The 20,549-nt window shown below is 63.1% G+C and carries 17 protein-coding genes; 8 read left to right on the top strand and 9 right to left on the bottom strand.

The features are described 5' to 3' along the window. Together ACILRA_RS06665 and xseA are read right to left on the bottom strand one after the other, a co-directional pair. Positions 1–2,860, bottom strand: a 2,860-nt coding sequence (locus tag ACILRA_RS06665) for a M6 family metalloprotease domain-containing protein (RefSeq protein WP_395661315.1), incomplete at its 3' end; no start/stop codon positions are given. A 151-nt stretch (positions 2,861–3,011) separates the two neighbouring features. Then, positions 3,012–4,409, bottom strand: coding sequence for an exodeoxyribonuclease VII large subunit (gene xseA / locus ACILRA_RS06660; protein WP_395661314.1), 1,398 nt, complete (start codon positions 4,407–4,409; stop codon positions 3,012–3,014). An 80-nt stretch (positions 4,410–4,489) separates the two neighbouring features. Between xseA and purD the strand changes: the two genes are divergently transcribed. From purD to ACILRA_RS06635, 5 genes are read left to right on the top strand one after another with little or no spacing between them, the layout of a single operon-like run. Further along, entirely contained in the window at positions 4,490–5,764 is a 1,275-nt protein-coding gene (purD, locus tag ACILRA_RS06655) for a phosphoribosylamine--glycine ligase (protein WP_395661313.1), read from the top strand. Beyond that, positions 5,761–6,060, top strand: coding sequence for a Dabb family protein (locus ACILRA_RS06650; RefSeq protein ID WP_395661312.1), 300 nt, complete (start codon positions 5,761–5,763; stop codon positions 6,058–6,060). Before purD ends, ACILRA_RS06650 begins: the two co-directional genes overlap by 4 nt. An 11-nt stretch (positions 6,061–6,071) precedes the next feature. Continuing rightward, the gene (locus tag ACILRA_RS06645) at positions 6,072–6,974 is read left to right on the top strand and encodes an alpha/beta fold hydrolase (RefSeq protein WP_395661311.1); all 903 of its coding nucleotides are present in this window, start codon (positions 6,072–6,074) and stop codon (positions 6,972–6,974) included. Continuing rightward, positions 6,964–8,028 carry a phosphotransferase family protein gene (locus ACILRA_RS06640; RefSeq protein ID WP_395661310.1) on the top strand — a complete coding sequence of 355 codons (1,065 nt, stop codon included), beginning with the start codon at positions 6,964–6,966 and terminating at the stop codon, positions 8,026–8,028. Before ACILRA_RS06645 ends, ACILRA_RS06640 begins: the two co-directional genes overlap by 11 nt. Beyond that, positions 8,025–8,861, top strand: coding sequence for a patatin-like phospholipase family protein (locus ACILRA_RS06635; RefSeq protein ID WP_395661309.1), 837 nt, complete (start codon positions 8,025–8,027; stop codon positions 8,859–8,861). The genes ACILRA_RS06640 and ACILRA_RS06635 overlap by 4 nt, the downstream gene beginning before the upstream one ends. Here the strand turns inward: ACILRA_RS06635 and ACILRA_RS06630 are convergent. Continuing rightward, complete coding sequence (locus ACILRA_RS06630; RefSeq protein ID WP_395661317.1) at positions 8,858–9,307, bottom strand: nucleoside deaminase; 450 nt, start codon at positions 9,305–9,307, stop codon at positions 8,858–8,860. The genes ACILRA_RS06635 and ACILRA_RS06630 overlap by 4 nt on opposite strands. Before the next feature lie 42 nt (positions 9,308–9,349). Here ACILRA_RS06630 and ACILRA_RS06625 point away from each other — a divergent pair, with 42 nt between their 5' ends. Genes ACILRA_RS06625 through ACILRA_RS06615 form a run of 3 tightly spaced genes read left to right on the top strand, consistent with a single transcriptional unit; the run spans position 9,350 to position 11,755 of the window. Next, the gene (locus ACILRA_RS06625; protein WP_395661308.1) at positions 9,350–10,126 is read left to right on the top strand and encodes a pseudouridine synthase; all 777 of its coding nucleotides are present in this window, start codon (positions 9,350–9,352) and stop codon (positions 10,124–10,126) included. Further along, a complete protein-coding gene (gene rsmD, locus ACILRA_RS06620) occupies positions 10,092–10,655 on the top strand; it encodes a 16S rRNA (guanine(966)-N(2))-methyltransferase RsmD (RefSeq protein WP_395661316.1) in 564 nt (187 codons plus the stop codon). Before ACILRA_RS06625 ends, rsmD begins: the two co-directional genes overlap by 35 nt. Further along, entirely contained in the window at positions 10,652–11,755 is a 1,104-nt protein-coding gene (locus tag ACILRA_RS06615; RefSeq protein WP_395661307.1) for a mandelate racemase/muconate lactonizing enzyme family protein, read from the top strand. The genes rsmD and ACILRA_RS06615 overlap by 4 nt, the downstream gene beginning before the upstream one ends. 139 nt (positions 11,756–11,894) lie before the next feature. On the opposite strand, the gene mutL is transcribed toward ACILRA_RS06615, so the two are convergent. The 6 genes from mutL to ileS are packed head-to-tail and all read right to left on the bottom strand — an operon-like array spanning position 11,895 to position 20,305. Further along, the gene (mutL, locus tag ACILRA_RS06610) at positions 11,895–13,622 is read right to left on the bottom strand and encodes a DNA mismatch repair endonuclease MutL (RefSeq protein WP_395661306.1); all 1,728 of its coding nucleotides are present in this window, start codon (positions 13,620–13,622) and stop codon (positions 11,895–11,897) included. A gap of 44 nt (positions 13,623–13,666) precedes the next feature. After that, a complete protein-coding gene (locus ACILRA_RS06605) occupies positions 13,667–14,980 on the bottom strand; it encodes a M16 family metallopeptidase (protein WP_395661305.1) in 1,314 nt (437 codons plus the stop codon). 19 nt (positions 14,981–14,999) lie between these two features. Continuing rightward, complete coding sequence (locus tag ACILRA_RS06600) at positions 15,000–16,343, bottom strand: M16 family metallopeptidase (protein ID WP_395661304.1); 1,344 nt, start codon at positions 16,341–16,343, stop codon at positions 15,000–15,002. 47 nt (positions 16,344–16,390) lie between these two features. Next, positions 16,391–16,861, bottom strand: a complete 471-nt coding sequence (locus tag ACILRA_RS06595; RefSeq protein ID WP_395661303.1) for a hypothetical protein — start codon at positions 16,859–16,861, stop codon at positions 16,391–16,393. A gap of 46 nt (positions 16,862–16,907) precedes the next feature. After that, positions 16,908–17,408, bottom strand: a complete 501-nt coding sequence (lspA, locus tag ACILRA_RS06590; protein ID WP_395661302.1) for a signal peptidase II — start codon at positions 17,406–17,408, stop codon at positions 16,908–16,910. A gap of 2 nt (positions 17,409–17,410) precedes the next feature. Then, positions 17,411–20,305 (bottom strand): isoleucine--tRNA ligase, encoded by a 2,895-nt coding sequence (ileS, locus tag ACILRA_RS06585; protein ID WP_395661301.1) that lies wholly within the window; start codon positions 20,303–20,305, stop codon positions 17,411–17,413. Positions 20,306–20,549: the final 244 nt, after the last annotated feature.

Genomic DNA, 20,549 nt, shown 5'->3' with positions numbered 1-20,549 from the left:
GGTTGCCTGACCAACCGAGGAATGCCGATCCGGGCTGGGGCGTGGCTGTGAGCGTAACGACCGTGCCCGACACGTAACGGTTCGTGCATCTTCCCGCGCAGTTCGCGACCTGTCCGGCAGGCGAGAAGGCAACCGTGCCTGCTCCCTTGCCGGCCTTGGTATAGTTCAGGGCGTAGATGGGAAGTTTCCTGAAGCTCGCCTTCAATGACATTGCTCTGGTCATCGTCACGGTACACGGTCCGGTTCCTGAGCAGCCGCGGATTCCCGACCAGCCCGCGAATGCCGAACCCGCCTCCGCCGCCGCCGTCACTGTCACCACCGTGCCGGATGCGAAGCTGTTGGTGCAGTTCGCAGTACAGTTCGCCAGCGAGCCCCGGGGCGAGAAGGTGACCGCGCCGGAACCCGTTCCCGTCTTTCGGTAAGTAAGCACAAAGGTGCGCAAGGCATTGAACGTCGCCGTCACTGACCTCGCTGCGGACATGGTCAAGGTGCAGGTCCCCGTTCCGGAGCAGCCACCGGTGCCCGACCAACCCGCGAAGACGGAACCTGCAGAGGCCGTGGCCGTGAGCGTAACGGTCGCTCCTTCTTCGTATTGAACCTGGCAAGCGCTGGAGCCGGTGGAGCAACCTTCGTCTGACCCGAGCGGAGCACGGGTGATGGCACCCCCGCCGGTTCCGTCCTTCTGGAGGGTGAGGCTCAAGAGCTTGGGTTTCGCTTTTTCGAATCTCGCGGAGACATACATGTGGGTGGACATGGTCACCGTGCAGGTGTTCGTCTCACCGCAGTCTGACCCCACATCCGTTTCATCCCCTCTGAAGATATACTGCGTCCAACCCGCGAATAACGAACCCGCGGCTGGTTCGGCAGTGAGCGTGACAGTCGTTCCAACCCCAAAACGGGTGTCGCAGATTTTGCTTTCATTACACGTACTGCTCGCCCCTTGCGGAGTTATGACAAGCCTGCCCTCGCCAGATCCATACTCATACGAGAAGAGTGTGAAGAGTTCTAATTCCTCAAATGTTGCGGTCACCTGCTGATCGGATGACATCGTCACCGTGCAGCTGCCCGTGCCGCTGCAGCCTGCGCCCGTCCAGCCTTTGAAAACAGAGCCCGGCGCGGGAGTAGCGGTGAGAGTGACTTTTTCTCCCTGCTTGAACTCAACCGTGCACGAGTTGCGAACGCACTGCGGCGGCGAGCCGCCAGTAACGGCAATGGCGCCTTTCCCCGTTCCCGACGTCGAATAACGAATGTTGAACTGAGGATTATGCGACATGATCGCGGTGATGTTCTTTCCGGATTGCGTGATCGAGGAAATGCTGATGCCGGATCGCGCGCCGGAGTAAAGCCGCACAAACGGCTTTGTATCATCATCGATGCTTGTGATATTCTTGGCACCTGGGAAGGGATCTCCGTCGTCTCCAGCGTTTCCGTCGACGAAGCTCTTTTGGAGATCCCACCTGCCATCCGCCTGCACCAGGGTTACCTTTTGGTGGCCAGACGCACAGTCGCCCGGCAGTACATGAGCGCACTCGTTCCAGTTCTCTTCAACTGCATCATCTACGTGCCAGACCAGCAAACCTGATCCCGGAAGCCCTGCATCAAAACCGGATTTCTGGCGGTTCTCGACAATGAAATACTCGCTCAACGGCTCACCGCTGCCAAACAGAACCACGCTCGGCGATTCATCAGTCGGCGGGAGAGTTACGGATACCGGGGCGGCGCCCCGTTCGATCACGATCGGCGTCGACCAGTTAAGGACCAGTCTGCTGAATGCATCCAGCAATACGGGTGTATGTACGCACACATCCTGCCCGTTCTGTTTCTCCCAGCTGCAATTATAGAGCCCATGCGACATGGTGCTCCACTGGCCAACACCATTTGATGTGTAGTTGATGTCGTAGAGATCAGGAAGGCCGAGAACGTGGCCATACTCGTGAATGATCACGCCGACGTGATGCAGCCCGATGTAGGGCCCGTAATCGAACAACTCTCCCACGGTGATATAGTTGTGGACGGTCACAAAGCCGCCTTTTCTGCACGGCGATCTCGTCAAGTACGGTCCGTAGTTTCCGAGATTGCTAGCGTAGGAAGGCTGATCGCCTCCCTGATGAATGATGGCCACCGTGTCTGCATCGCAGTCGCCGTCCATGTCATATGCCGAGAAATCGACACCGTCCCGGTCGGCTGCCTGAACGGCCAGAAACGCCATCTTGTTGTGATCTTGGGCAACTTCTGCCGCGGTCATGTCGATCGTGTACCACCCGCGTACACCTGCCGGGCCTGCACTGACGGTGAATTTCCCATAGGATACCTTCGAGAAGTACTCCGCCATGCTGTTGTTGCCCCTGCCGAACAACAGCTTGTTGAAATCCTCGGGCGAATACCTCGGCTGGGTATCGGAATAGTTCACCAGAACGGCGAGCAGGTTGTTGGTGCCGAGCGAAGGCGTGTCTCCCCTCCTCGGGAATGGCCGGACGGCGGCCGCTCTGGCGGCGCTTGCGGCAGCGCTGCGTGGCCGCAGGTGAGGGATGACGCCCTCGGGCGGCTGGTCCCGGCCGACGACGCTCCGGGACGGCTCGAGTGCGCCAGACATGCCGCGAATTGCGTAGACCCAGTTGCCGGTGGCCTTGTCACGAAGAATGGTATGCCCAGAGGTCATTTCCCAGCCGCTCAGCCGTTCATCGCCCCACTGGCGCGCCTCGAACTTGGTACCGTTTGGTTGAACCAGTACCTGCACCTTGGGCGACACAGGCGCTGCCTGGGCGGGAAGCAAACCGATCGAAATGAGCGCCAGTAGCGCGAAGAGGCCCAGCACGTGTGAAACCAGCCGGAGGGACCGGCGATCTGATTTAAACAACATTTGGTTGAATAATCTTCCCCAAGTAGCAGTTTATGGAGAAGAAACAGAATACTACCCAACTTTCAATTGAAAAATTGGAGTGTGCAGTTATTAATCGTTCTCAGGCCAACCCTAAGGGTTTACGAGCCGCTAAACCGTAGCAGAAGCTTACCTAAAGTAATCTTCTCTGCTTGGGACTATCCTCCCTGACAGTGACCTCGCCATCGGCGAATTCCAGGCGCAGCACCTCGCCTGGCCTAATGTCGGAGGCCTGGTGCACAGGCTTGCCCTTCTCCGTACGGACGACGGCGAAGCCCCGCCGCAGGACGGACTTGTAGGACAGCGAATCCGCCAGTTTCGCCACGCCATCGAAGCGCTGGCGCTGGAATGCGACCAGGCGGGAGAGCGCTTGCGCCGCGCGCCGGCCTGAGAGATCGAGCGAGCGGCGCTCATTGGTGATGAGCGTCCGCATCGGCATGAGCGACAGGCGCGGGGCGATGCGGTTCAGCCTCGCGCCATGTTCGCGCGTATTGGCTTTCAGCGCCTGCGCAAGGCGGCCAGAGGCGGAATCGAAACGCTGGCGCACGAGGGCGAGGATCTCATCGGGCCGCGGCAGCGCGCGCGCGGCGGAGCGCAGGCGCGTCTTGCGTTCATCCATGGAGCGCCTCAGGCCGCCCTGCAGCCGCGCATGATAGGAGGCGACTTCAGCGACGAGATCGGTCCGCACGGGCACGGCCTTTTCCGCCGCCGCGCTGGGCGTCGGTGCGCGAAGATCGGCTGCGTGGTCGATCAGCGTCGTATCCGTCTCATGCCCCACCGCCGAGATCACGGGGATCACACTTGCGGCCACCGCACGCACCACCGCTTCCTCGTTGAAGCCCCACAGGTCTTCGAGGGAGCCGCCGCCGCGGGCCACGATGATGACGTCGGGTTTCCGTTCCATGGCGTTGAACCCGGCAATTGCGGCTGCGACCTCGGCCGCGCAGGTCTCGCCCTGCACGCGCACCGGCCAGACCAGCACGTGGCGCGGGAAGCGGTCGTTGAGGCGATGGAGAATGTCACGGATCACCGCGCCTGTGGGCGAGGTGACCACACCGATGAGTTTCGGCAGATAGGGGATGGGTTTCTTGCGCGCTGTGTCGAACAGCCCCTCCGCCGCCAGCTTCTTCTTGCGCTCCTCGAGCAGCGCCATCAGCGCGCCCACGCCGGCAGGTTCGATGTTCTCGATGACGATCTGGTAGTTGGACTTCATCGGGTAGGAGGTGATCTTGCCGGTGGCGATGACCTCGAGCCCCTCCTGCATCTTGGAGCGCAGCCGCCCGAAGCTGCCGCGCCAGATCACGGCGTCGAGCTTCGCTGTCTCGTCCTTGATGGCGAAATAGCAGTGGCCTGAGGCATGGGGGCCGCGAAAGCCCGAGATCTCGCCCCGCACCCGGACATGGCCGAACCGATCCTCCAGCGTGCGCTTCAAGGCATTGGAGATCTCCGAGACGGAGTATTCCCCTGCGTTGGAAGGTCCCTGCTCGATGATTTCGCCCGTTTCCGGGTCATGGTCCCAGATGGTGGACATGTGAGATTCCGTGCTTTGATTCCGCGGCATCAAATGCGAGAAGGCGTGCGAAAGCAAGGATTGGCCTGCGGGGTTCACGCATGAACATTCTCCTCATCGGATCAGGCGGGCGGGAACATGCTCTGGCCTGGGCGATCGCTGCCAGCCCGCTCTGCGAAAGATTGTTCGTCGCCCCCGGCAACCCGGGCACGCACCAGATCGCGCGCAACGTGGACGTGAAGGTGACCGACCATGCCGCCGTGATCGCCTTTTGCCAGGACGAATCCATCGGCCTCGTTGTGGTCGGACCGGAGGCGCCGCTCGTGGCGGGCCTGGCTGACGACTTGGCAAAAGCGGGCATCAAGTGCTTCGGGCCCAGGAAGTATGCAGCCCAGCTCGAAGGCTCCAAGGGATTCACCAAGGACATCTGCGCCAGGCACGGCATCCCTACGGCCGCCTATGGCCGCTTCACGGACAAGGCGGCCGCGCTCGCCTATCTCGATCAGCACGGCGCACCGATCGTGATCAAGGCGGATGGGCTTGCGGCGGGCAAGGGTGTCACCGTGGCCATGGATATTGCTGCCGCCCGCGCGGCGGTGGAGGACATCTTCTCCGGCAAGTTCGGCGGGGCCGAATGCGTCATCGAGGAATTCCTCGAGGGCGAAGAGGCGAGCTTCTTCGTGCTGACCGATGGGCGAAACGCCCTGCCGCTTGCCACCGCGCAGGACCACAAGCGCGTGGGCGACGGCGACACCGGCCCCAACACCGGCGGCATGGGCGCCTATTCGCCCGCCCCCTGCATGACCCCTGCCCTGTGCGATGAGGCGCTGGAGAAGATCGTGAAGCCCACGATCCGCGCGCTGCAGGACATGGGGCACCCTTACGTGGGCGTGCTCTATGCCGGGCTGATCCTGACGAAGGACGGCCCGAAGCTCATCGAATACAACTGCCGCTTCGGCGACCCGGAATGCCAGGTGCTGATGATGCGCCTGAAGGATGATCTCGTAACCCTCATGCTCGCCTGCTGCGACGGAACGCTGGACAAGGTGTCGGCCCGCTGGTTCGATGATGTGGCGCTCACCGTCGTGATGTGCGCAAGCGGCTATCCGGGTGACGTCGAGAAAGGCAGCGAGATCCGCGGCCTCGAGGGCGCCTCCGCCATGGAGGGTGTGGAAATCTTCCATGCCGGAACGGCGGCGCGGAACAGTGTGATCGTGGCCAGTGGCGGGCGGGTGCTGAACGTCACCGCGCGCGGGCGGAACGTGCGCGAGGCCCAGGCCCGGGCCTATGCCGCGGTGGACCGCATCGACTGGCCGGAAGGTTTCTGCCGCCGGGACATCGGCTGGCGCGCCATTGCAAGGGAGTCTGGACAATGATCCGTCATGTTGTGTTGTGCCGTTTCCGCAAGGATGCGGATGTGGCTGCCATTTTCGCCGCCATTGAAGGCCTGAAGCAAAAGATACCTGGAATCCTCGCCGTCACCTGCGGCACGGACTGTTCGCCCGAGGGGCTGCAGAAGGGCTTCACCCACGGCTTCACGGTGGATTTCACCGATGCCGCGGCGCGAGACGCCTACCTGCCCCACCCCGACCATCAGGTGGTGGGAAAGATGGTGGTTGACGCGCTCGACGGCGGGCTCGAAGGTCTGGTGGTGATCGACTGGGCGTACTGAGAGAAGCCCCCATGCCAACGCTGTTCCCCGGCACCCGCGAACACCGGCAGACGGTCGCCGGGGTGGAGATCTTCGCGCGTATCGGGGGCTCGGGCCCGCCCCTGCTTCTCGTCCATGGCTTTCCGCAGACCCATGCGATGTGGCACCGCTTGGCGCCTTGGCTGATGCGCCATTTCACCTGCGTGATGCCGGACCTGCGCGGCTACGGCTACTCTTCCTGCCCCGCCAATGATGCAGGAAACGAGGCCTATTCGAAACGGACCATGGCCAATGACCTCCTCGCGCTGATGCGCGCCCTCGGCCATGAGCGCTTCGCGGTGGTCGGCCATGACCGCGGCGCGCGCGTGGGCTATCGCATGGCGCTGGACCATCCGCAGACGGTGTCCTGCCTCGGCGTTCTCGACATCGTGCCGACCTATGCGATGTGGCACAATTTCACCGTAACGTTGGCGATGAAGACCTATCACTGGCTCTTTCTTGCCCAGCCGCATCCGCTGCCCGAGATGCTGATCGAGCAAAATCCGGTTGGCTATCTCGACTTCACGATCGCAAGCTGGACCAAGTCCAAGAACCTCTCCGCCTTCAGCGAGGAGGCGCTGGCCGAATACCGCACGCATTACGCAACGCCCGAGCACATCCACGCCACCTGCAACGATTATCGTGCCGGTGCGACCTGCGACCTGGCGGCGGATGAGGCCGACCGGGCCCAGGGACGCAAAATCATCTGCCCTACGCTTGCCGTCTGGGGCAACACCGGAATCCCCAGCAACATTCCCCGCCCGCTCGACACCTGGCGGGAATGGTGCAGCCATCTCGAGGGCCATGGCATCGACTCCGGCCATTTCGTTGCCGAGGAAAACCCCGAAGAGACGCGTGCAGCGCTGCTGCCCTTCCTCAACGCCCATGCCCATTGACCGGCAGCAGGCCTTCTCCGGCACCACGGCGGCCGACATCGATACGGCCACTCTCGAAGCCCATCTTGCGCGCAACATCGAAGGTTTCGCGGGGCCATTGTCGCTGGCGCGCTTCAAGGGCGGGCAGTCGAACCCGACCTACAAGCTCACGACGCCAGGCGGCTCTTTCGTTCTGCGCCGCAAGCCCTTCGGGAAGCTCTTGCCCTCGGCACATGCGATCGAACGCGAATACCGCGTCACGGCGGCGCTGGCGGAAACCGGCTTCCCCGTCGCAAGGCCGCTGCATCTGTGCAGCGACGAGAGCGTCATCGGTTCTGCCTTCTACGTGATGGATTTCACCGATGGCCGCGTTTTCTGGCAGCCTTATGCACCCGGGCTGTCAGGCGGGGAGCGCGCGGCCCTGTTTAACTCCCTCAACGAGACCATCGCACGGCTCCATGCCCTTGATCCCATGACCATGGGCCTTGCCGATTTCGGCAAGCCGCAAGGCTATGTGGCGCGCCAGATCCGGCGTTGGAGCGAGCAGTACAAGGCGTCCGAAACCGAGGTTGTCCCCGAAATGGACCGATTGATCGCCTGGCTCCCCGGCGCCTGCCCGGCGGATTCGGGGGCAGCCATCGTTCACGGTGATTTCCGCCTCGACAACTGCATCGTCCACCTTACCGAGCCACGCATCATCGCGGTGCTCGACTGGGAATTGTCAACCATCGGCGACCCGCTGGCGGATTTCACCTATCACCTCATGCAGTGGTTCATGCCCCTTTCTGAAACGGGCGCCGGGGTGGGGTCACTTCTGGGGCATGAGCATGAGCCGGGGCTTCCTGCATTCCACGACTATGCCGCGGCGTACTGCCGCCGCACCGGGCGGGACGGGATCTCGCATCTTCCCGTCTACATGGCCTATAACTTCTTCCGGCTGGCGGCCATCCTGCAGGGCATCCTGGGCCGTGTGCGCGATGGGACAGCTGCCAATGCGGAGGCCGCTGTGATGGCGCAGCAGGTTCGGCCACTCGCGGCTACGGCATGGCGTTTCGCAAGGGAGGCTGGCGCATGAGCGGACCATCGATCGGGCTTGCCTTGGGCGGCGGCAGCGCGCGGGGGCTGGCGCATATTCCGATGCTCGAGGTCTTCGACGAACTGGGAATAAAGCCCAAGGTGATCGCCGGTTGTTCCATCGGCGCCATCGTGGGGGCAGCCTATGCCGGCGGCATGAGTGCCGCAGAGATCCGCGCCCGGGCGGAAATGCTGCTGGCCAACCGCATCGGCGCAATGCGCTATGCCTTCGGCGAGAAGCGCGTCAGTCCCTTCGACCTCCTTGCGCTGAAGGGCATCGCCTCAATGCATGTCGATGGCGAAACGCTTGTGGGCATCGCGTTGCCGGAAACCCTGCCGAAGCTGATCGAGGAGTTGCCGATCCCATTCAAGGTGATTGCCACGGACTTCGACGGCATGGAGGAACGCGTCATTGAAGCGGGTCCGCTGGTGAAGGCGGTCGGCGCTTCAATCGCCATTCCAGGCGTGATCCTCGGCCCGCAGTTCGACGGGCATGCCTATGTCGATGGCTGCATCACCAATCCTGTACCCTTCGACCATGTGCGGGAAGGAATGGACATCGTGGTGGCGGTGGACGTGACGGGCCGCCCGCGCGCGGCGAATGGCGCCAACCGCTCCAACATCGACCTCGCGGTCGGCTCCCTCCTCATCCTGTTTCATCAGGTGGCGGGGCTCCGCCGCACCATCAGCCCGCCGGACATTTACATCCGCCCGGACATCGATGCCTTCTGGGGCGGTGATTTCTTCCGTGTCCGGGAGGTGCTGGAACAGGCCGGAACGGCTAAGGACCAGCTGAAGCGGGAGCTTGAAAAACGAATAAATGCGCTAGCTTAGCGGCGGTTCCGGAAGAAGTCTCTCAACAGCTCCTTGGCCTGCTCCTCGCCCAGCCCGCTGTAGACGTCCGGCGCGTGATGGCAGGTGTCCAGCGCGAAGAAGCGGGCCCCATGCTCGACGGCCCCCATCTTCTGGTCACCAGCCGCAAAGTAAAGGCGGCGGATGCGGGCGAGGGAGATGGCGCCCGCGCACATGGCGCAGGGCTCCAGCGTCACATGCAGATCGCAGCCGGTGAGCCGTTCGTTCCCGAGAATTCTCGCTGCCTCGCGGATCACCAGCATCTCGGCATGGGCGGTGGGATCTTTCAGTTCCAGTGTGCGGTTTCCAGCCCTGGCGATGACGTTTCCGGAGGCATCAGCCACGACCGCACCAACAGGCACCTCGCCCCGTCCGGCGGCGGCTTCGGCCTCCGCGAAGGCGGCGCGCATTGGCTCTGGCAGTTTCAGTCGCATCGTGCCACATGAGGCGATCATGGGTGCCGGGTCAAGATGAGCGAATTCGAAGGTGAGCGCATCGCCAAGGTGATCGCCCGGGCAGGCCTTTGCTCCCGGCGCGACGCAGAGCGGCTGGTCGGCGAGGGCCGCGTCAAGCTGAACGGCAAGGTTCTGACCACAGCCGCCACCAATGTAACGGCGAAGGATGTCGTGCTGGTCGACAACCTGCCACTCCCCCAGAAGGAGGAGACGCGGCTTTGGCGGTATCACAAGCCGGCGGGCCTCGTGGTTTCCAACCGTGATCCAGAGGGCCGTCCGACCGTTTTCCAGAAGCTGCGTGAGCAGCTGCCACGCGTGCTTTCGATCGGGCGGCTCGACATCAACACGGAGGGCCTGCTGCTCCTCACCAATGACGGCGAGCTCGCCCGCTTCCTCGAACTTCCCGCGACAGGATGGATCAGGCGCTACCGGGTCAGGGCCTTCGGCCATGTCGAGGAGGCCGCCCTCGCGAAGCTCGAGAAAGGTGTGGAGATCGACGGCGTGCGCTACGGGCCGGTGGAGGCCAAGATCGAACGCGTGCAGGGCGACAACAGCTGGCTCACCATCGCCATTCGCGAAGGCAAGAACCGGGAAGTAAAGCGCATCTGCGAGCATCTGGGGCTGCAGGTGAACCGGCTGATCCGCACGGGCTTCGGTCCGTTCCAGCTAGCCGAACTGCCGCGCGGCGGCATCGAGGAGGTGCCGACGCGGGCGATGAAGTCCAGCATCGGCGAGAAGTTCTTCAAGAAGGAAGATGATGCGCATCGTCGGCGGAAAGCACAAAGGCCATAGCATCGCCCCGCCGCAGGGCTCGGCCACGCGGCCGACCAGCGACCGGGTGCGGGAATCGGTGTTCAACATCCTGGCTCACGGCATCGACGGTCTGGAACTCGATGGCGCGCGGGTGCTTGATCTTTTCGCCGGCACCGGCGCCATGGGCCTCGAGGCCGTGTCGCGCGGGGCGCGCTTCTGCCAGTTCGTTGACGACAGCGCAGATGCTCGCGGCCTCATCCGCAAGAACGCAGACGCCCTGGGCGTCATCGGCCTCGCCAAGATCTGGCGGCGCGATGCCACCAACCTCGGGCCCTGCGCGCCGCAGCCGGGCTTCGACCTCGTCTTCGCCGATCCGCCCTATGGCAAGGGGCTGGGCGAAAAAGCCCTTCTATCATTGGTAGCCGGACAATGGCTGAACCCCGGCGCCATCGTGGTGCTGGAAGAGACGCAGAAGGCCGAGGTTTCCCCCGTTGCTGGCCTTGCTCTCATCGACGAGCGCGACTATGGCGACACGACAATCCGCTTCTACCGGCAGGAAACGACATGAAGATCGCAAAGCTTGAAACCTTCTGCAATGAATTCGTAGGCTTCGTGCGGGTCACCGCCGACACGGGCGAACAGGGCTGGGGCCAGGTCTCGACGTATAACGCAGACATCACCTGCGAAATCTTCCACCGGCAGGTGGCGCGCCACGCATTGGGCACCAATGCGTTGGACTTCGCTGACACGCTGGAGATCATCAACGAGCGTGAGCACAAATATCCGGGCTCCTATCTCCGCCGCGCCATGACGGGCCTCGACACGGCGCTGCTGGACCTGCGCGGCAAGATCGAGGGCAAGCCGGTAACGGCATTGTTCGGCGGAACACCCGGCAAGCTCCGCGCCTATGCCTCCTCGATGAAGCGCGACATCACACCGAAGGACGAGGCGGCGCGCCTCTGCCGCTTGCGTGACGAGAAGGGTTTCGACGCCTTCAAGTGGCGCGTCGGCCGCGAATGCGGGCGTGACCAGGACGAGTGGCCGGGCCGCACGGAAGAGATCGTGCCCACCGTCTCGCGCGCGTTGGGCGACGGCGTTGCCAAACTCGTCGATGCCAATTCCTGCTATTCGCCCAAGCGCGCCATCGAGGTGGGCCGCCTGCTGGAGGCTGAGGGCATCGGCCATTTCGAGGAACCCTGCCCCTATTGGGAATTTGCCCAAACGAAACAGGTGGCCGATGCGCTGTCGATCGATGTGACGGGCGGCGAGCAGGACTGCGAATTCACGGCATGGGAAACCATGATCGGCATGCGCGCGGTGGACATCGTGCAACCCGACATCATGTATCTCGGCGGCATGCTGCGCACACTGCGGATGTGCAAGATGGCGGAAGCGGCGGGATTGCCGGTGACGCCGCACGCGGCGAACCTCTCCCTCGTCACCATGTGCACCATGCACCTGCTGAAGGCCATTCCGAACGCCGGCAAGTATCTCGAATTCTCGATCGAGGAAGAGGACTACTACCCCTGGCAGTATGGCCTGTTCCTCGGCGATCCCTACCGCATCGAGGACGGCAAGGCGACGGTGAGCGACCAGCCGGGCTGGGGCGTCGAAATCAATCCTGCATGGCTCGAGTCGGCGCAATACCGGGTGAGCGACGCCAGTTAGAGCATGATCCGCAAAAGTGGAAACCACTTTTGCGATAAGATCATGCTCAAGCAATTGATCTTGCGCGAGTTCTTTTCGACCAGGTGATTCCACCTGGTCGGAACGCGCGCCAGTGAGGCAATGGGTTGGCGCAGACTGCCTAACGCCTGCCAAACAGCTTTTCGATGTCGGCGAGTTTCAACTCGATGAAGGTTGGCCGGCCGTGGTTGCATTGGCCGGAGTTGGGCGTTGCCTCCATCTCGCGGAGGAGCGCGTTCATTTCCTCAGGCCGGAGCCTTCGCCCTGAGCGGACCGAGTGATGACAGGCCATGGTGGCGAGCACGTGGTTGATGTGGTCCTCGATGCTGGTCGAAACGCCGAGTTCGCTAAGTTCATCGGCCACGTCACGGACGATTCCCGGAATGTCAGCCTTGCCGATGGCCGCGGGCACTTCGCGGATGATGACGGCGCCCTCTCCAAAGGGCTCGAGGACGAGGCCACCCTTCGATAGAAGATCGGACGCAGCAGCCAATCGTTCAACGCCCACGGGATCGAGGTCGACGACCTCCGGGACGAGCAGTGGCTGGGTTTCAATGCCCCGCTGGCTGCGCTCCCGTTTCAGGCGCTCGTAGACGAGGCGTTCATGGGCCGCGTGCTGGTCGACGAGGACGAAGCCGTCCGCCGTCTGCGCCAGGATGTAGTTGTCGTGGATCTGCGCGCGGGCCTGGCCCAGAGGATAGCTCGGCTGGGAAACCTCCACCACCGCGGGCATTGCAGCGGGTGGCATGTCCATGGCGAGCGCCGTTTGCACGTCCTGCTCGTCGAAGCCGCGGTGACCGAAGCCCCGCGGCATGACGGGCCTGAAGCTCGACACGGTCTGGCGCGAAAGGCCTGTATCCGGCGCGCGCTTACCGCCCAGCCCATCCCGGATTGCAGCAACGATCAATCCGCGTACCAGGCCACCATCCCGGAAGCGCACCTCGGCCTTGGCGGGATGGACGTTCACGTCCACCCGCCCGGGCGGGCAGTCGAGGAACAGGACGAGAGCGGGATAGCGGCCGCCCGGCATGAGATCGGCATAGGCGCCGCGGATCGCGCCAGAGATCAGCTTGTCGCGCACGCTGCGGCCGTTGACGAACATGTATTGCTGGGCGCCGTTGTTGCGCGACCAGGTGGGAAGGCCGGCACGGCCCCTGACCCGCACGCCCTCCCGCTCCAGGTCGAAGGGTACGGCGTTTTCCATGAATTCCGCCCCCATGATGCGGAGGATGCGCGCCTCCTCCGTATCGCCCTTCGGGACATCGACCAGACGGCGTTCCTCCGTCACGAAGGAGAAGCCGGTATCCGGGTGGGACAGCGCCATGCGGCGGACGACTTCTGCCGCTTCTGCCGTTTCGGTGCGGTCTGCCTTGAGGAATTTGAGGCGTGCGGGGGTAGCGAAGAACAGATCCTTGACGTCAATCTCCGTGCCCTGGGCGAGGGCTGCGGGACGCAACACCATCAGTTGTCCACCCTCAACCGCGATCACATGCGCCTCGCCGCCGCCGCGCGGCCGCGAGGTGATCGCTAACCGGCTGACAGACCCAATCGATGGCAGCGCTTCACCGCGGAACCCGAGGTACCGGATGTCGATCAGGTCATCTTCGGCAAGCTTCGAGGTGGCGTGGCGCTCAACCGCGAGAGCCAGGTCATCAGGCCCCATGCCGGAGCCGTCATCCGTAACGCGGATCAGGCTCTTGCCACCGCCCCTGAAGGCGACGTCGATCTGGGTGGCGCCGGCATCGATGGCATTCTCGACGAGTTCCTTCACAACGCTCGCCGGGCGTTCGATCACCTCGCCCGCCGCGATGCGGTTCACTGTTCCTTCGGAGAGCTTGCGGATTCGCATTAGGACAGTCTAGCGCCCCAGCGACCGGCGTGCAGCACTCCGCTTCATTCCACCCCTTCCGGGCGGCCCACGATGGTAACGATGAAGCGGTCCGGATGGAGAAGGCGCTTCGCCTGGGCCTTCACCTGGTCCAGCGTCACGGCTTCCACCAGGGCATTGCGGCGGTCGACATAGTCGATGCCGAGATCCTGCTGTTGCAGGCCCAGCAACTGGCGGGCAATCGCCGCATTGCTGGAGAAGCGCAGCGCATAAGAACCCGTGAGATATGTCTTGGCCTCAGCGAGTTCGGCCTCGGTGGGTCCTTCAGCCGCCATTTTCGCCAGCACCTCGCGAATCACCGCCAAGGCTTCCTTGGCTGATTCGTTGCGTGTCTGCAGCATGCCGGCATAGAGGCCCGCCCGCTCCATGGGCGAGAGACCAAAGCCTACGCCATAGGTCAGGCCACGCTTTTCCCGGACCTCGCTCGCAAGGCGGGAGGTCAAGCCCCCGCCTCCCAGGATCTCCGACATGACGAAGGCGGGTATGAAATCCGGATCATCACGCAAAATGCCTTCATGCCCGAAGACGATGACGCTCTGCGGCATGTCACGGTCAATGACCTGCTGCTTGGGACCTGCCGAGATCCGGGCCGGTGGAAGTTCCTCACGCGGTGCAGAAGCGGGAAGGTCCCCGAAGATCTGGTCGAGAAGGGGCCCGAGTTCGGCGGCGCTGATGTCTCCAACCACTGCCACCTGCAGCGTATCGCGGTTGAAAATGCGGCGATGCGCAGCACGCAGGTCATCTGCGGTCATGGCGCCCATGCTGGCCTCGGTGCCGTCGCCTGGCCGTGCATAGGGATCATCCGGCATGGCCGACTGCATCCAGGCGCGCCAGGCAATGCTCTGAGGGTCCTGTTCCTGCTGCTTCACGCTCAGAACGAATTGCTGGCGCACACGTTCCAGCGGCGCGGCATCGAAGCGCGGCGAGGTAATGGCGAGGCGCAGGAGATCGACAGATTCCTTGCGGTTTCGCGTCAGCGTCTGGAAACTGCCTTCAAAGAAATCGGCCTCGGCGGAGAAGGACATCTGGAAGGACAATTCCTCCCGCTTCCTCTGGAATTCCTGGGAGAGCATGTCTCCCGCGCCCTCATCCATCATGCCGGTGAGAAATCCTGCCGCACCTTCCTTGCCTTCGGGGTCGTGGGCAGTGCCGCTCCGGAAGGAGAAATTCATGGCCATCAGCGGAACGGCCTTTTCCTCGACGAGCCAGGCGGTGATCCCGCCGGGGCTCTTCACCTCCTGAATGGTGAAGGCCTGCGCTGCGGCGGCGAAGGCCCAGATGAGGCCGGTGGCAAGAACGACGGTGCGGACGAAATGCATCTTGATGCTCCCTTCCCGCCTACTGGATCGCGGCTTCTGGCTGCAGGATGCCGGTGACCGAGGCCCGCGCATCGAAGGCCGTGCGGGCGGCCTTGTTCACATCATCGAGGGTGACCTGCGCAATGTCGCGCTCCCAATTCATCACGTCCTCGATGGTCTGGCCCGTCGTCAGGGCAACGCCGAAGATACGTGCGAGCGACTCCTGAGAATCGAGAAGATAGGTTGCGCCAGCGATAAGGCTGTTGCGGCTGCGGTCGAGTTCTTCTTGCGTCACGCCGTTCGCCACGAGTTCGGCGAGCACCGCATCAACGCCCTTCTCAACTTCCTCCACCGCAACGCCGCCATTGGGCGCGGCGTAAACGCCGATGGTGCCATAATCCAGCATGTCGGCGTTGAACCACGCGCCGGCATAGGCGGCGATCTTTTTCTCGACGGTGAGCTTCTGATAAAGGCGGCTCTGGTTTCCGCCGCCGAGGATATCGGCGAGCAGAGACATGGCCAGTTCCTCGCGCTGCGGCAGGTGGCGGGCAGCAGGCGCCAGATACTGGCGCTGCCAGCTTGGCGAACTCGCCCGCGCATCCCGCATCAGGACGCGGCGCTCGGCATTTGGCGTGGGCTCGACAGCACGGCGGCGTTCCGCCACCGGCCGCCGGTTCTCAAGCGGGCCGTAGTGGCGTTCGGCGAGCGTCCGCACCTCCTCGGGCGTCACATCGCCCGCCACGATCAGGATGGCGTTGGCTGGCTCATAGTGCCGGGCATAGAAGTCGAGTGCGTCCTCGCGGGTCAGTTCGGCCACTTCGCTCATCCAGCCAATGATGGGCTTGCCGTAGGGATGGGTCAGGAACAGCGCGGCATCAAGCTGCTCCGCCAGCAGTCCGCCAGGCTCGTTCTCGATGCGCTCGCGCCGCTCCTCCTGGACGACGGCGCGCTCCGGCAGCACGTTCTCGTCGGTCAGCACCAGGTTGTGCATGCGGTCAGCCTCGAGTTCCATCACGAGGCCCAGCCGGTCCTTCATGACCCGCTGGAAATAGGCCGTGTAATCTTGTGAGGTGAAGGCGTTCTCATTACCGCCATTGGCCCTGATGATCCGGCTGAAGGCGCCGTCAGGATAGCGCGGCGTACCCTTGAACATCAGGTGTTCCAGAAAATGCGCGATGCCGGCCTTGCCCTCTGGCTCATCCGCGGCGCCGACTTTGTACCACACCATGTGGGTTACGACCGGCGCACGGCGGTCGGGGATCACCACCACCTGCATGCCATTGTCCAGGGTGAAGGTGGACAGGTCGATATCAAGGGCGCGCGCGGGCCCTGCGGCAACGAGCAATGTCAGGACAACAGGCAGCACTCTCTTGAGAAAGGTCATGAGGAGTCCTCGCGCGGGATTGGTGGGCGGCACGGGCTCAGTGCCCGTTATTCGTCCTTGAAGATGTTGCCGATGTTGAAGACGGTGCCGTATTTCGGGTTCTTCGCCTTCTTCTGTGCCAGGTAATAGGCTTGGAGTTCCTCACGGAGTTCGGCGTCGGATTTCCGCGTGCCGTCCGGTTTGGTGAGGGAAATCCCAGCCTGGGTATAGACACTGTCCGCGGGCGTTGCACCGGCCGCAGGCGGCGGTGCAGCGGGTGCGGCAGTCGAAGGCGCAGTGGCCACGCGCGGAGGCACCGTGAGGGCTGCTTCGTTGCTCAGCGCTGCGCCTGGATCGGGCGCCGGCGCAGTTGTGCCGGGCTGCGGAAGGCGAAGGTCGGGCGGCATGGTGAGGTCCGTGCGCATGGCCGTGCTTTGTGCCGGCGTATCCTTCTCGAGGTAGTCGCGCATGGTGCTGCCGCAACCAGCGAGCGCCAGAGCCGAGATACCGAGGAGGACCGCTGAAACGGCAGGCTTCATCCAAACACCCATCTTGCCTTCGTAACCACACGTAGTGCCGCCGGAATCAGGCTTTTCCACGGCGGCCGGAAGCTTGTTCCATGAACAAGGATTCATACATCAGAAGCACCACCCCGGCAACGATGGCAACATCCGCCAGGTTGAAGACATACCAGCTAAATCCTTGATAATGAAAGTGAAAGAAGTCCGCGACGGCACCCCGAAGGGCGCGGTCGAAGGCATTCGCAAGCGCGCCGCCAATGACAAGCGCAATGGCCGCAGCCGTGAAGGCACGCTGCGAACCGCAAGCCCAGATCCAGAGCACGCCGGTGATCACGAGGCTGAGTGCAATCAGCCATTCCTGGGTGTGGGTGGTGAACAGGCCGTAGGAGACACCCTTGTTCCAGACCATCACCAAATCGAAGAAAAAAGTGATGCTAACGGATGCTTTTTCGTTGATGCCGTAGACATTCAGCATCCAGTATTTATGCAACTGGTCGATGCCGAAGACGAGGGCCGCCACACCGAGGACGAGGGGGGCCAGCGGGCTCCAGAGCGTCAGCCGCATGGCTAGACCGTCTTGCCGAAACGCACCTGCCACTCCCGCACCGCCTCCGCATCACGCGGGGTGATGTCGGGGAACTCGGGGTCCGCCCCCACATCCGGGGTGATCTTCCAGGAGCGGGCGCACTTCTTGCCCTCGGCGGGCCTGAAAACGACTGCAACGCCCTTCACCGCATCGAGCCGGAAGGCATCCGCCGGACCCTCGCCCTCAAGCAGGGTGGCGCCCGAGGTGATGGAGATTTCGGCGAGGTCGACGCCATCCAGTGCTGCGAGCAGATCCGGATCGGAGACGTAGACGCCGGGCGCGGCTTCAAGGGCCGAACCGATGGTCTTCTTGACCTGGCGCTCGATCTCGAGGGCGCCGGTGATGACGGAGCGGACGTCGCGGACCTTATCCCACTTGGCCGCAAGTTCCGGCGCTGACCACTCATCCGGGCAGCGGACGAACTGCATGAGGTGGACGGAGGAGCCTTCGCCGGAGAAGCGGGAGAGCCAGACTTCATCCATGGTGAAGGCAAGGACCGGGGCCCACCAGGTGGTGAGGCAGTGGAAGAGCTGGTCCAGCACGGTGCGGCAGGAGCGGCGGCGGTCACTCGACCAGGCATCGCAATAGAGCGAGTCCTTGCGGATGTCGAAATAGAAGGCAGAAAGATCGACTGTCATGAAATTGGTCAGCAGCGCGAAGAGCCGCTTGTAGTCAAAGACTTCATAGGCCTGGCGGACCTGAACCTCGAGCTCATGCAGGCGGTGGAGGATGTAGCGGTCCAACTCCGGCATGTCCTTGGCCTGCACGAACTCCCAGTCCTGCAGGCCATCCACCGCGCCGAGGATGTAGCGCATGGTGTTGCGGAGCTTGCGGTAGGCCTCAATGTTGGTCTTGAGGATTTCAGGCCCCAGGCGCAGGTCTTCGGCATAGTCCGCCGAGGCCACCCAGAGGCGCAGGATATCAGCGCCAGACTGCTTGATGACCTCCTGAGGCGTGACGATGTTGCCAAGCGACTTCGACATCTTGCGGCCGTCCTCGGCGACGACGAAGCCATGGGTCAGCACCGCGTCATAGGGAGCCCGGCCCCTGGTGCCGCAAGCTTCCAGCAGCGAGGAATGGAACCAGCCGCGATGCTGGTCAGACCCTTCGAGATAGATGTCGGCTGGCCATTTCAGGTCAGGCCGCTGCTCCAGGCAGAAGGCGTGGGTGGAGCCGGAATCAAACCAGACGTCCAGAATGTCACGCACCTGCTCCCACGCGAGGACGCTGTAGCTGGAGCCGAGAAAGCGCTGTGCGGCACCTTCCGCGAACCAGGCGTCGGCCCCCTCCGCCGTGAAGGCATCGACGATGCGGGCATTGACCTCCGGGTCATTGAGGACTTCACCCGTCTCGCGGTTGACGAAGACGGCGATGGGAACGCCCCAGGCGCGCTGGCGTGAGATGACCCAGTCCGGCCGCTGCTCGATCATGGCGCGCAGGCGATTCTGGCCGCCCGCGGGGAAGAACTTCGTCTCGTCGATGGCCTTCAAGGCAATGTCACGCAGACCATGGCTCGACATGGAGATGAACCACTGCGGGGTGTTGCGGAAGATGATCGGCTTCTTGGAACGCCAGGAATGCGGATACTGGTGCTTCAAGCGGCCGCGGGAGACGAGGGCGCCCGCTTCCGTCAGCGCCCGGATGACCGCGTCGTTCGCATCACCCTTCTCACCCTTGTCCGTGATGACGCGCTTGCCCGCAAAGTTCGGCGCATCCTTGGTGTAGAAGCCATCGGCATCCACCGTGAAGGGGATGGTGGTCGAGATGTCCCTGTCCTTCAGATAGGCCTCGCTCGCCGTCCAGATGTTGTAGTCATCCGCACCATGGCCGGGTGCGGTGTGGACGAAGCCCGTGCCGGTGTCGTCCGTCACATGGTCGCCATCGAGCAGCGGCACGTCGAAGGAGTAGCCCAGATGCGCCAGCGGATGGCCGCAGACGAGGCCTGCGGGGCTCACATCCGACAGACGCTCGAAACCCTCGACCTTGGCGGCCTTCATCACCTCTTCGGCAAGGCGATCAGCGAGGATGAGCTTGTCGCCCGCCTTGGCCCAGTTGCCATCGGGCGCCGCAGTCACCTCATAGAGGCCGTAGGCGATCTTGGAGGAGAAGCTGATGGCGCGGTTGCCGGGGATGGTCCAGGGCGTGGTGGTCCAGATCACGACGCTGGCGTTGAGCAGGCTCGTGGAGCCATCGCGCACCGGGAACTTCACCCAGATCGTATCCGACTGGTAGTCCTGATACTCGACCTCGGCCTCGGCCAGGGCGGTCCTTTCGACCACCGACCACATGACGGGCTTCGAACCGCGGTAGAGCTGTCCTGAGGCCGCAAATTTCAGGAGTTCGTTGGCGATCAGCGCTTCGGCGCGGAAATCCATGGTGAGGTAGGGGTTGTCCCAGTCGCCGGTGACCCCTAAGCGCTTGAATTCCTCGCGCTGCACGCCGATCCAGTGCGCGGCGAAGGCACGGCATTCCTTGCGGAAGTCGTTGATGGGGACTTCGTCCTTGTTCTTGCCCTTCTCGCGGTACTGCTCCTCGATCTTCCACTCGATCGGCAGGCCATGGCAGTCCCAGCCGGGAACATAGTTCGAGTCATAGCCCTGCATCTGCCGCGAGCGGGTGACGATGTCCTTCAGGATCTTGTTGAGGGCGTGGCCGATGTGGAGATGGCCGTTTGCATAAGGGGGGCCATCATGGAGCACATATTTGGGGCGGCCCGCCGACTGCTTGCGGAGCGTGTTGTAGAGGTCGAGCCCCTCCCAGCGCTTCAGGAGCTCAGGCTCCCGCTGCGGCAGGCCCGCCTTCATGGCGAAGGAAGTCTTCGGCAGGAACACGGTATCGCGGTAGCGGTCGGTCTTCTGCGTTTTATCGTCAGACATTGGGGCGGCTCGGATCCAGATCAAAGGTTTAAGCGGCTTCTAGCAGGTTTTGGGCATGGATAAAGCGCCGATGGAATGCCCCCGGCCCTGCCCTGCAACGGACTGAAACAAGGGTCCGGCGGAAGACGGCAAATCTCACCCGATTGTCCTCCGTTGACTATTCTCAACACCAACTCGATGCTACAATTGGTTGTGTTTAATTCCTTTTTGAAAAACCGGGGTTTGGGATGGGTGGCGCTGGTGA

The organism is Aestuariivirga sp. (genome assembly GCF_044239095.1).
In the GTDB taxonomy this organism is placed as follows: Bacteria; Pseudomonadota; Alphaproteobacteria; order Rhizobiales; family Aestuariivirgaceae; genus Aestuariivirga.
The sequence above is the reverse complement of the archived record's forward strand: the minus strand, read 5'-3'. Positions and strand labels throughout refer to the sequence as shown.

Excerpts from the sequence above, each read along its gene's own strand:
- ACILRA_RS06605 (WP_395661305.1), bottom strand. The coding sequence starts at position 14,980 with ATGCATTTCGTCCGCACCGTCGTTCTTGCCACCGGCCTCATCTGGGCC.
- lspA (WP_395661302.1), bottom strand. The coding sequence starts at position 17,408 with ATGCGGCTGACGCTCTGGAGCCCGCTGGCCCCCCTCGTCCTCGGTGTG.
- ACILRA_RS06635 (WP_395661309.1), top strand. The coding sequence starts at position 8,025 with ATGAGCGGACCATCGATCGGGCTTGCCTTGGGCGGCGGCAGCGCGCGG.
- purD (WP_395661313.1), top strand. The coding sequence starts at position 4,490 with ATGAACATTCTCCTCATCGGATCAGGCGGGCGGGAACATGCTCTGGCC.
- ACILRA_RS06615 (WP_395661307.1), top strand. The coding sequence starts at position 10,652 with ATGAAGATCGCAAAGCTTGAAACCTTCTGCAATGAATTCGTAGGCTTC.
- ACILRA_RS06625 (WP_395661308.1), top strand. The coding sequence starts at position 9,350 with ATGAGCGAATTCGAAGGTGAGCGCATCGCCAAGGTGATCGCCCGGGCA.
- ACILRA_RS06645 (WP_395661311.1), top strand. The coding sequence starts at position 6,072 with ATGCCAACGCTGTTCCCCGGCACCCGCGAACACCGGCAGACGGTCGCC.
- ACILRA_RS06595 (WP_395661303.1), bottom strand. The coding sequence starts at position 16,861 with ATGAAGCCTGCCGTTTCAGCGGTCCTCCTCGGTATCTCGGCTCTGGCG.
- ileS (WP_395661301.1), bottom strand. The coding sequence starts at position 20,305 with ATGTCTGACGATAAAACGCAGAAGACCGACCGCTACCGCGATACCGTG.
- mutL (WP_395661306.1), bottom strand. The coding sequence starts at position 13,622 with ATGCGAATCCGCAAGCTCTCCGAAGGAACAGTGAACCGCATCGCGGCG.
- rsmD (WP_395661316.1), top strand. The coding sequence starts at position 10,092 with ATGCGCATCGTCGGCGGAAAGCACAAAGGCCATAGCATCGCCCCGCCG.
- ACILRA_RS06640 (WP_395661310.1), top strand. The coding sequence starts at position 6,964 with ATGCCCATTGACCGGCAGCAGGCCTTCTCCGGCACCACGGCGGCCGAC.
- ACILRA_RS06600 (WP_395661304.1), bottom strand. The coding sequence starts at position 16,343 with ATGACCTTTCTCAAGAGAGTGCTGCCTGTTGTCCTGACATTGCTCGTT.
- ACILRA_RS06650 (WP_395661312.1), top strand. The coding sequence starts at position 5,761 with ATGATCCGTCATGTTGTGTTGTGCCGTTTCCGCAAGGATGCGGATGTG.
- xseA (WP_395661314.1), bottom strand. The coding sequence starts at position 4,409 with ATGTCCACCATCTGGGACCATGACCCGGAAACGGGCGAAATCATCGAG.